This window comes from Fibrobacter sp. UWH1 (genome assembly GCF_002210365.1).
GTDB lineage: Bacteria > Fibrobacterota > Fibrobacteria > Fibrobacterales > Fibrobacteraceae > Fibrobacter.
In genome coordinates this window covers 1-10,180 of the sequence record NZ_MWQG01000064.1, presented here as the reverse complement: position 1 = coordinate 10,180, position 10,180 = coordinate 1, and the positions used below count along the sequence as shown (strand labels likewise).

Below are 10,180 nucleotides of genomic sequence, written 5' to 3'. Positions count from 1 at the left end.
GCGAATGTCAACAAAAAAGGGTGGCGAAGCCACCCACACATGTTGATGAAGAGCCAAAAAAAATAATTAATAGATCGCTATCCTGCCAGAAACCGGATTTTGCCGGCGGACCGCAGAGGCGGTCTTTTTTGTTTTTAAAACGTTCGCGGATTGCTGAATCGTTCGCGGCTAAAATGGTTGCAGTGGCTGTAACAGAAAAGGTGATAAAATGAATCGCAAGAAAATGAAAGAAGCTTTGCTCCCTCATCCGGTGCGCTTTGAAAAATTGGAAATGGTCGGCGGCAATTACATTGGAGACCCCACGCTCTTGACTTTGCCTTGGAAACGCGTCGGGGTATTCGCCTCGCGTTCTACGGATCCGACCATGGGGATACTTCGGGAACAGTGGGCCATGTCCAAGGGGCGCAAGCGCTGTTGCATCATCGGTACATTTCATTCTCCGGGGGAATGTGAGATTCTTTACCATGTGCTAAAATTTGGCGGGTCGGCGGTGTGGCTTATGGGGTGTGCGCTCCCTGCGGAACTGCCCAACTTTTGCAAGGGTGCCATTCGAAAAGGCCGCCTGCTGATGGTCTCCTGTTTTAATCGCGAACATCATTCCTATGCCACGGCCCGCTATTGTGCCCAGCTTGCCGACAGGTATTCAAGCAGTCTTGCCATCTGGTCTATGAAAGAGGGGGGCCTTGTGCAGTCCATTTACAACCGGGCGAAAAATAATGGCAAGAGGGTGGAGGTGTTCTAAAACCCTTGATTTTGACCCGCAGGGTTGGCGGGTTTTTCTATTTATTTGGTTGTCAGATTTATTAACGCAAACTGGAAAAAATGAAACGGATGAAATTTCTTGGGGCCCTTGTGGCGTGCTGTTTTTACGGAGTGCTTTTTTGCGCCATTACTTCTTGCGGCCAGTCCATTACCGATGATCGTGACGGGCAGAGCTACGGCGTGGTGCAAATCGGTTCTCAACTCTGGATGGCTGAGAACTTGAACTTCGCTGGCGACGCGGCTGGCGATGCCTTCGACAAAACTATTGCAGCAGAAAGTTTCTGCCCCGAGGGCGACAATCGCAACTGCAAAAAGTACGGTCGCCTCTACACATGGAATGCGGCACAGAACGCATGCCCTGCAGGTTGGCGCCTGCCCACCGCCGATGAATTTAATGCCATGTTCCTGGCTGTTGCCGCAACGGATACTCGTGGCGCCGCCATGGCTCAGGCAACCAACATTACAACTGTCGGTAAACTGCTGAAATCCACCAGCGGCTGGTTCAAGAATGGCAATGGTACAGACGCTGTAGGTTTCGCCGCTCTTCCCGCAGGCTACATGGCAGCGGCAGAATCCTCCGATAATCAATCCGATAGCAATCAACCCGCAGTGGGCAAGTTTGACGGCATCGGTGGCTACGCCTATTTCTGGAGCTCCACCCTGGATGCGGTTGAACCCGCCTTCGCCCATTATCTCTTTTTGGATTTCAGCAGCCCTGCCGCCGAAATGAAATCCTTCGACAAGAATTCGGCCCGCTCCGTCCGCTGCGTCAAAAACTGATTCTCCTGGCGGATTATTTCGGTGGGCACGTCATTTCGTTGTCGTTTTTTTATTTTTGATAAAAAGGGGCTTGATGTCATAAAGGTCCCGCAAACTGTTTAACAGGAATTTGGAAAATGGAATTCACTCTTGAAGAAATGCGTGGCCAGCTGGCCAAATTAGAAACGAGAATTTCTGCCGCTTGCGAAAAGGCTGGACGTTCCCGTGAATCCGTGCTTCTGGTTTGGGTGAGCAAGTTCCATCCGGCCGAAGCTGTAGCCAACGCAATTGCCCTGGGCGCAAAGGTCTTTGGCGAAAACCGTGTGCAGGAAGCCGAAACCAAGTTCAGCGAACGCCGCGTGGCTCTGGACGGCTCGACCGTGCAGTGCCATGTGATTGGACCTGTGCAGAGCAACAAACTGAAGAAGGCCGCCATCGTTGCCGACTGCATTCACTCCATCGCAAACATGGAAGCCGTTGAAAAGTTGGAGAAGGTTTGTGCTGGTCTCGCCGATGCCGCCCACCCCGAAGGCAAAACTCTGGAAATTCTCTTCCAGGTGAATGCCGGCGAAGAAGAAACCAAGAGCGGTCTGGACGTTGCCAATGCGGATGCTTTCCTTGCCGAACTGGAACGCGTCGCGGGCGCCTGTGGTCCCGACGGCAAGAGTGAAAAATTTCCCCACCTGAGATTCCGCGGTCTCATGACCATCGGCAAGAACACGGGTGTAGCCGAAGATTCCCGCGAGTGCTTTGCTTTCCTCCGCAATCTCCAGCAGAAGTACCTGGCTCGCGGCGGCGTATTCGCTGCATTCGATCAGCTGTCTATGGGCATGACCGGCGACCTGGAAGTTGCCATTGAAGAAGGCTCCACCATGATCCGCGTAGGCACAGCCCTCTTCGGCGAACGCGACTACAGCAAGCCCGTTAACGATCCTGTGTAATTAGAAATGTATTTTGTGTTAATTGCGATAGTTGTTTTTGGCGTCCTGTTGTTGCTTGTCTCTCCAAAACAAGAAAAACGAGAGCGGGTTAAACGACGTGATTTCGTTCAACGACAAAAATTCCAAAAAACGAAAATACGATACAATCCACCACATAAAGATTTTTCGCAGACAAAACCTTTTGATGAGAAGGCGTTTTGGAAATCCCAAAATGTCAAATATCGAAATGAGAAAGAGGCTTTTATCGATCCAAAGAATGCCGAAAAAATTGATGCCAGTCTTGCAGATGACAAACATGGAAAAATGTTTATGTTTCGACTCATTCGGGATTCACTGAAATTGATACTGTTCTTCTGCATGAGACTGGAATCTATGTTTTTGAAACGAAAAATATTTCTGGAGCCATTTCTGGTAGCATAGAACAGAAGCAGTGGAGTCAGATTGTCAATAGTCGTGCTTCCCATTCCTTCTATAATCCTGTGTTGCAGAATATGGGACATATGCGAGCTCTTTTGCATAAATTGCATGTAAGGCTTGAGAAAACTCCGATTTATTCTTTTATTGTCTTTAGTGATCGCTGTACATTACGTCTTGCCCCTGTAAGTGGAACTTTTGGACGGGGTGATGATTGCTGGCGTTTGCTGCATTTGAGTGAGTTGAAAGGTGTTCTTAAGGAGTCTATGATGAAACGGCCTTCTATTTATCATTCAAAGCAACTTGAAACTTGGTGGAAAGAACTGCAATCTTGTGTAAATGTTGATGAATCTGTAAAAAAATCGCATGCAGAGTCTATTCAAAGGCTGCATCATCACAATTAATGAACTATAAAAAGTTAGCGGATTTTATTCCCGCTTTTTTTCATATTCAAACTTTTTTATATACATTTGTAAAAAAAGCTATCAAGGAGAATTTTATGGCAATCGCACTCGCCGCCGTTGGCGTTATCGTTGTTCTGGTCATCATCGTGGCTGGCATTTACAACGGCCTGGTCAAACTTCGCAACAACCGCGAAAACGCATTTGCAAATATCGACGTCCAGCTGAAGCAGCGCTACGATCTGGTGCCCCAGCTGGTATCTTCCGTCAAGGGTTATGCCTCCCACGAAAAGGAAACTCTGGAAAAGGTCATTGCCGCCCGTAATTCCGCCATGAGCGCCTCCACCGTCGACGAAAAGGTTGCCGCCGACAAGGCCATGTCCGGTGCCCTCGCCGGCCTCAAGGTCACATTGGAAGCTTACCCGGAACTGAAGGCCAACACTAACTTCCTGCAGCTCCAGAACGAACTTTCCGACATCGAGAACAAGCTGGCCGCAGCCCGTCGCTTCTTCAATTCCGCCACCAAGGAATTCAACAACGCCTGCGAAGTTTTCCCCAACAATATTTTCGCTGGCATGTTCGGCTTCCGCCGCGCCGCCATGTACGAAGCTACCGAAAGTCGCGATACCCTGAACAAGGCTCCCGAAGTCAAATTCTAGCGACACGCTTTGAGTTTTGAGCTACGAGAAAATTTTACTACTCATTGCTCACAGCTCACAGCTCGCTATTCACGGCTTATGGCTCTATGAAATACGTTGGAATGCAAACCCAGATCTGGCGGAACAACAGGAACACCGTCATCCTGTTGTTTATGTACCCTATTATCATTTTTGCCATGTTCTGGGCCTTTGTCTTTGTGATGGACTATTTCGGGGTGTTCTGCAGTTTTACGCCTGACGCCCTTATCAGCGGATCGCCCATAACCACCATTGGCGATGTCTGCCGCGAAAATCCCATGTCCTATGGCACCCGCTGGCCTGTGGTGTGGTTCTGCTTCTTAAAGGCTCTGCCTGCGGTGGCGATCGTTGTCACCACCTGGTTTGCCCTGGCCTACAGCAGTAACGTTTCCATCATCCGCCGCATTACCCGCGCCCGCCCCCTGGAACGCAAGGAAAACGTCCGCGTCTACAACATTGTCGAAAACCTCTGCATTGCGGGCGGTATCGAAATGCCGCAAATCAACATTGTGGAAGACCCCGGCCTGAACGCGTTCGCCAGCGGCATCGACGTAAAGACATTCACCATCACCCTGACCACCGGCATCGTTGAAAAGCTGAACGACGAGGAACTATCCGCCGTAGTGGCCCACGAACTGACCCACATCAAAAACCGTGACACCCGACTGATGGTGGTGTGCATTGTCTTTGTGGGCATGGTTTCGCTGATGCAGACCGTCTTTATCGAAATCCTCAAGGGCATGGTCCGCGGCTCCAGGCGTTCCCGTGGCCGAAGGAAGGGCGATGGCGGAGCCATAATCATCATCTTCTTTGCGCTGGTAGGCGTGGTCATTACCTCGATCGCCTATTTCTTCAGCTTCATCAACCGCCTGGCCATTTCCCGCAAGCGCGAATACGTGGCCGACGCCGGTGCGGCGGAACTCTGCGGCGACCCACTGGCCTTGGCAAGCGCCCTCCGCAAAATCTCCGAGACCCCGGGCCTTGTGAACGTCCAGCGAAACGACGTGGCCCAGCTCTACATCATCCATCCCGAAGAAGAGGAAGACAACGGCGTTTTCCGAAGCATCGCCAAGAAGGTGGATTCCATTTTCTGGACCCATCCCGACACCCCCGAACGAATCCAGATCCTGGAACAGTTCTGATTATGGGTGGACATGGGGCAGGTCCCGCTAACTATAAAAAATGCCACGGTTAAAACCGCGGCATTTTGAATATAAAGGGTTCGTTATTTTTCGCCGGCAGGAACGTCTTTTTCGCCGCTGGCAGGTTCGTCGGGCTTGCCGTTCTTCTGCTTCTTGATGGCCTTCAGCTGTTCCAGGCGTTCCGCAAAAAGTTTTTCCTTTCCGATCTGCTTGGGCTTGTAAAGTTCCAGACCTTCCAGCTGCTTTGGCAGATGTTCCTGGGCCGAGTAGCCGCCGGGGGAGTCGTGGTCGTATTCATAACCGTTGCCATATCCCAGCTGTTTTCCCACGCGGGTCACGGAGTTTCGGAATGCCCGCGGAACAGGTAACGTTCCCGTCTGGCGAATTACGTCATCCGCCGCAAAGCCCGCCACTTCGAGACTGTTGCTCTTGGGTGCCAGCGCCAGGTAGACTGCCAGTTCGTCCAATGCGATAAGGCCTTCGGGATTTCCCAGAAAGTCAAACGCTTCCCGCGCACTGGTTGCCAACAGCAAGGCGTTAGGATCTGCAAGGCCCACGTCTTCCATGCTCATGCGGATCATTCTGCGCAACAGGTACCGCGGATCCTCGCCACCCTGCAGCATTCGGTGCAGCCAGTAGATGGCCGCATCCGGGTCGCTTCCGCGAATGGACTTGTGCAGTGCAGAAATCAGGTTGTAATGTTCCTCGCCGCTCTTGTCGTAACGCAAGGGCTTCTTGTACTGGAATTCCTCCAGCAACTTTTCGTCGATCACCTTGCGGTCGCCCAGGTTTCCGCCAATCCATTCCAGCTGATTCAGCAGGAATCGGGCGTCCCCTTCGGACTGGGCGATCAACTTGTCGACCACCGCCTCGTCCACTTCCACATTTTTCAGCTGGAGTCCTCGAGGATGGTCGCGAAGGGCGCTAAAAATCAGGGTGCGCAAGTCTTCCTTGCTCAGGGGCGCAAAAAGAATCAGCTGGCAGCGGCTAAGCAAGGCGCCGTTCACTTCAAATCCCGGATTTTCCGTGGTGGCGCCTATGAGCGTCACGGTGCCGTCTTCCACGGCGCCCAGCAATGCGTCCTGCTGGCCCTTGTTAAAGCGGTGAATTTCGTCGATGAACAGGATCGTGTCGCTGAACATGGCCTTCAACTTCTTGGCTTCTGTCAGCACATCCTTTACTTCCTTCACGCCGCTAGAAACTGCGGAAAGGGCGATAAAGCGCTTGCGGGTCTGTTGCTGGATCACGTGGGCGAGGCTAGTCTTGCCGCAACCCGGCGGCCCCCAGAAAATCATACTGGGAACCTTGTCATTTTCGAGACTCTTGCGCAGCAAACTCTGCTCGCCAAGAATCTTGTTCTGGCCCAGGAATTCATCCAGGTTCTGCGGGCGTAAACGTTCGGCTAAGGGCTGGTCCATCTAAAATGTTTCCTGCGGAATAATCCAGGATGTTTATTCAAAAAGTTTGACGAAGGATTCCGGCATATCCCTAGTAGGGCGCCCGTCTTTCAGAAGGCAGTGGACCGTAAAGCCGGTGGTACACAGCTTATTGTTCACGAACAGCTTGTAGTCCAGTCTAAAACGCAGCTTGTCCACCTGGACCGCAGAGGTCTCGATCTCTACGAATTCACCGTAGTGGGTGGCACTCTTGTACTGCACGCCCAGTTCCAGCACGGGGCAGGCGAAACCCTGCTTTTCCATTTCGGCATAGTCGGCGCCGCGGTCCCTAAAGAACTGGGTGCGGGCCTGCTCGAACCATACCGCATAAACGGAGTGGTGTACGATACCCATCTGGTCGGTTTCGGCGTAACGGACTTCGATCCGTGTGCGTTCCTGGCTGCTTTCCATAAAAACCTCTAATTTACTGCACAAAATGTAACTACATTGCCGGGCTCTGTCAAGCCGGAACACACGGCCAGGCCAAAATTGCGTAGTCGCTGTTTAAAGTCGCTATTTCCGCTGCGATTTTTGACCGAGCGAAGTCGAGCCAGGTTGTATTTCTGAATGTTGACTGTTTAGCTGCAACTAGAAGGCTGCGGTGCTAAAGCCGAATACAGACTAAAAATGACGATTGCATAGTAAGTATGTTCGCTAAAATTGTTTTTGACCATCTAGCATGATTCTAAAAGGTCATTTTGAGACTCCTTAAACAGGCGCATTTGAGCCTTGCATTCGGTCTTTAAATGTTTTGCCGCTTTCCTAAAAGACAAAAAGGTAAAACCGCCGCTGATGGGAATTCCTAAAAAGGGAATCGCATGGTACGCAATAGATGCAAGTTTACCCTTAGCCAAAGCCTGTAAGGTAACTCGAATTTTCTGATTCGTCCATCAAGTCAGGGAAACCGTAAATGTAGGCGATCTTTTGTGAAAGCATCAAAACTTGTGCAAAATACTGACTCATATCTGTCGCAGCCAAGCCCAATGCTAAATAAGGATTTGACGGTGCTCCAGACGCGGCGTACAATGCAGTCACTGCGAGAGTATGATTTTTTATGGCCGCATCAGCAATTGTATCCAGAATTTTTTCATTAACCAGATCATACGGTTTCAGTTCACGAATGGGCCAGGAATTTTTAGTGCTAATTCAAATGACTTTTCAAATAAAGTCAGTCCCATGGAGGTTGATTTTTTTCTTCTACAGATTCTAATTCTGATGAATTGGATGCTTCATTCAAATCTTCATTGTCTTGGTCTTTCATTTCACAAACTCGTATTTACAGTTTAGCTCGCCTTATCTATTAATTTGACAATTTTAATATACTGAACGTTAATGTATGCAAAATCACCTTTTTTTGGTTCATTTGAGCCAATAAAAGTCCTGGTAGACGAAAAAAAATTTTTTGTATTCTGACATATTGACTTTTGGAATACAAGATGTTATATTGTATTCCATGAATTCAATTATAGAATACAAAAACTATCGCATATATATCCAGGCGTATTATGAAGAACGTAAGGCGCTGGGTTTTACTTGGCGTGATTTCGCAGCCCAGTCGGGGTTCAGTTCGCCTGTTTTTTTAAAGTATGTGAGCGAAGGGAAAAAGAACTTAAGCCCCGTTGCGGTGGAACGCGTGGCTAACGCCATGTCGTTGACTGGGTTTGAACTGGTTTACTTCAGGGCCATGGTCCGCTATGATCAGGCTAAGAATGATTCTGAAAAACAGTCCGCCTTTGCTGACATGGAGGCCGTGGCTGATGCGAACAAGACGCGAATCATGGGCATTGATGAATTCACGTATTTCAATTCCTGGAAATACCCCGTCATTCGTGAATTGGCTGTCGCTATGCCTGGCGCCAGTTTGCAGGATATTGCGGATGCCTGCTGCAGGCCGATTTCTTTGACGGAAGTATCGGACGCGTTGGAATTTTTGACGAATGCTAGACTTTTGAAAAAAGACAAAAATGGAAGATACAGGCTTGCTGAAAAGATCCTTTCTTCGGGTTCTGCCGACTTTGTTCCTCTGGCCGTTCGGAACATGCACAAACAGATGGGCACCTTTGCCTTGGAATCCATTGAGAATGTCCCTCAGGACGAACGCAAGTTTACGGGACTTACCATGGGAGTTTCGGAAGAAGATTACGGGCGAATTGTTGCTGAACTTGCGGAATGCAGGCGTCGCATCATGTCTATCGTTTCTTCAGGTAAGAACGTGGATCGGGTTTACCGCTTGAATATGCAGCTGTTTCCCATGTCGCAAAAGTTGAAAAAGAATAATGAAGATTTCACTGAAAAAGGTTAGGAGGATCCTATGAAAAAAATAACCAAGTTGTCGTTGGTCGCTTTTGCTGCCATGAACGTGTTTACCGCATGCTCTTCTGATAAATCCGCTGGTGTAACGGAGGAAGCTGATGGTAGATTTGATTCCTTGAATGCGAACACTCTTTTGGCGTGGAGCGCTTCTGCAAAACAATACCGAGTGGCGGTTTCTGGCGCGGAGCAGTCGGGTTCCGCGGGGGTCTGGCGTTATTTTGAAGAAGCTGGCGAGGGCGGTATCGCTGAAATTTCGTGGCCCGTATCTCTTGGTTCCACGGAAGAAACGCTGCTAAATCCGGTTATCGATCATTGCCAGGGAATCTGTGGCGAATTCCGCTTGAAAACGGACTCCTCAGGGGAAGAACCGCGCGTTGGGATTGGGTTTAGTATAGAAGGCCTGAATTTTTCTTCGCAAGATGAAGTGCAAACGAAGCTCTGTGTAGAGTATTCATCCTCGGCGGCGTTGAAGATTGTTATTGATTTCGGTGATGACGATGAGTTCGCTCTCAAGCTTCGCGCGTCTGAAGAAATGCGGGAAAGGTGTTCTGTTTATAGCCGTATGAATGGTAGCGTGGCAGAGTCGATCTACTTTGTGTTTGAAAGCGATAAGGATTCGGAGGGCTCCTTCAACATTAGCAAGATTAATTGGGTGAAGGAGGTCCTTCAGTAAAGATCGATTTCGCTTTTGCGGTGGTACTCAATTAAAATCGAAATGGTTAGGAGGGGGTGGTCCTATTGAAAAATAGGGCCACTTCTTTTTTTTATGCCGGAGTGAAGGTGTCGTCTAACTCCTTTATTGACAGGGGAATAGCGTATTCACAGTTTATTAACAATCTTTTCGCTACTTTTTTTGAAATTTTCATGAAAAAATTAATTTTTTTTAGAAAAATGCGCGTTTTTCGTTGACAAGTGTCAATATTCTTGTTAAATTTGGCTCACTCTAACATCCCTAGTACGGATGAAAGAACGCCAAAGTAGCTCAGCTGGTAGAGCAGCTGATTTGTAATCAGCCGGTCGTAGGTTCGATTCCTATCTTTGGCTCGACATATGGGTCGTTGCCCGAGTGGTTAAAGGGGACGGACTGTAAATCCGTTGGCTTACGCCTACCGTGGTTCGAAACCACGACGGCCCACTATGAAAAAGATAGCCGCATGGAGCATGGATTGTTCCATGCGGCTTGTATGCCCAGGTAGCTCAGTGGTAGAGCACTTCCTTGGTAAGGAAGAGGTCTCGGGTCCGACTCCCGATCTGGGCTCTCACTAAATGGAGATAGAATCATGGCAAAAGAACATTTTGACAGAAGTAAGCCGCACTGCAACATCGGCACCATCG

At 49.3% G+C, this 10,180-nt stretch carries 12 protein-coding genes and 3 tRNA genes; 13 read left to right on the top strand and 2 right to left on the bottom strand.

The window, feature by feature from the left end; translation table 11 throughout:
* The 8 genes from B7992_RS17020 to B7992_RS15620 all read left to right on the top strand — a co-directional run.
* Positions 1 to 212 (top strand): hypothetical protein (locus B7992_RS17020; RefSeq protein ID WP_217897624.1); only part of this gene is annotated, 212 nt, incomplete at its 5' end.
* The gene (locus B7992_RS15650; protein ID WP_088666756.1) at positions 209 to 742 is read left to right on the top strand and encodes a hypothetical protein; all 534 of its coding nucleotides are present in this window, start codon (positions 209 to 211) and stop codon (positions 740 to 742) included. The genes B7992_RS17020 and B7992_RS15650, both read left to right, overlap by 4 nt.
* 89 nt (positions 743 to 831) lie before the next feature.
* Positions 832 to 1,542: a fibrobacter succinogenes major paralogous domain-containing protein gene (locus B7992_RS15645; protein ID WP_088666755.1), complete on the top strand. Its 711-nt coding sequence runs from the start codon at positions 832 to 834 to the stop codon at positions 1,540 to 1,542.
* A gap of 116 nt (positions 1,543 to 1,658) precedes the next feature.
* Positions 1,659 to 2,462 (top strand): YggS family pyridoxal phosphate-dependent enzyme, encoded by an 804-nt coding sequence (locus B7992_RS15640; protein ID WP_088666754.1) that lies wholly within the window; start codon positions 1,659 to 1,661, stop codon positions 2,460 to 2,462.
* Between the two features lie 6 nt (positions 2,463 to 2,468).
* Positions 2,469 to 2,882 carry a hypothetical protein gene (locus tag B7992_RS15635; RefSeq protein ID WP_073161212.1) on the top strand — a complete coding sequence of 138 codons (414 nt, stop codon included), beginning with the start codon at positions 2,469 to 2,471 and terminating at the stop codon, positions 2,880 to 2,882.
* Positions 2,801 to 3,280, top strand: coding sequence for a nuclease-related domain-containing protein (locus tag B7992_RS15630; protein WP_083538284.1), 480 nt, complete (start codon positions 2,801 to 2,803; stop codon positions 3,278 to 3,280). The genes B7992_RS15635 and B7992_RS15630 overlap by 82 nt, the downstream gene beginning before the upstream one ends.
* Before the next feature lie 95 nt (positions 3,281 to 3,375).
* Positions 3,376 to 3,936: a LemA family protein gene (locus tag B7992_RS15625; RefSeq protein ID WP_073237788.1), complete on the top strand. Its 561-nt coding sequence runs from the start codon at positions 3,376 to 3,378 to the stop codon at positions 3,934 to 3,936.
* A gap of 86 nt (positions 3,937 to 4,022) precedes the next feature.
* Positions 4,023 to 5,096 carry a M48 family metallopeptidase gene (locus B7992_RS15620; RefSeq protein WP_073161209.1) on the top strand — a complete coding sequence of 358 codons (1,074 nt, stop codon included), beginning with the start codon at positions 4,023 to 4,025 and terminating at the stop codon, positions 5,094 to 5,096.
* An 83-nt stretch (positions 5,097 to 5,179) separates the two neighbouring features.
* Here the strand turns inward: B7992_RS15620 and B7992_RS15615 are convergent, their stop codons facing one another.
* The gene (locus B7992_RS15615) at positions 5,180 to 6,514 is read right to left on the bottom strand and encodes a replication-associated recombination protein A (RefSeq protein WP_073161208.1); all 1,335 of its coding nucleotides are present in this window, start codon (positions 6,512 to 6,514) and stop codon (positions 5,180 to 5,182) included.
* A gap of 33 nt (positions 6,515 to 6,547) precedes the next feature.
* On the bottom strand, positions 6,548 to 6,943 hold the full coding sequence (locus tag B7992_RS15610; protein WP_073161207.1) for a thioesterase family protein: 396 nt from the start codon (positions 6,941 to 6,943) through the stop codon (positions 6,548 to 6,550).
* A 1,042-nt stretch (positions 6,944 to 7,985) separates the two neighbouring features.
* Between B7992_RS15610 and B7992_RS15605 the strand changes: the two genes are divergently transcribed.
* From B7992_RS15605 to B7992_RS15585, 5 genes are all read left to right on the top strand, one after another.
* On the top strand, positions 7,986 to 8,834 hold the full coding sequence (locus B7992_RS15605; protein ID WP_073161206.1) for a TIGR02147 family protein: 849 nt from the start codon (positions 7,986 to 7,988) through the stop codon (positions 8,832 to 8,834).
* Positions 8,835 to 8,843: 9 nt separating this feature from the next.
* Positions 8,844 to 9,518 carry a hypothetical protein gene (locus B7992_RS15600; protein ID WP_088666753.1) on the top strand — a complete coding sequence of 225 codons (675 nt, stop codon included), beginning with the start codon at positions 8,844 to 8,846 and terminating at the stop codon, positions 9,516 to 9,518.
* 298 nt (positions 9,519 to 9,816) lie between these two features.
* Positions 9,817 to 9,889, top strand: a tRNA-Thr gene (locus B7992_RS15595).
* A gap of 8 nt (positions 9,890 to 9,897) precedes the next feature.
* Positions 9,898 to 9,980: transfer RNA gene (locus tag B7992_RS15590), tRNA-Tyr, on the top strand.
* Positions 9,981 to 10,031: 51 nt separating this feature from the next.
* Positions 10,032 to 10,103, top strand: a tRNA-Thr gene (locus tag B7992_RS15585).
* The last annotated feature ends 77 nt before the right edge of the window (positions 10,104 to 10,180 follow it).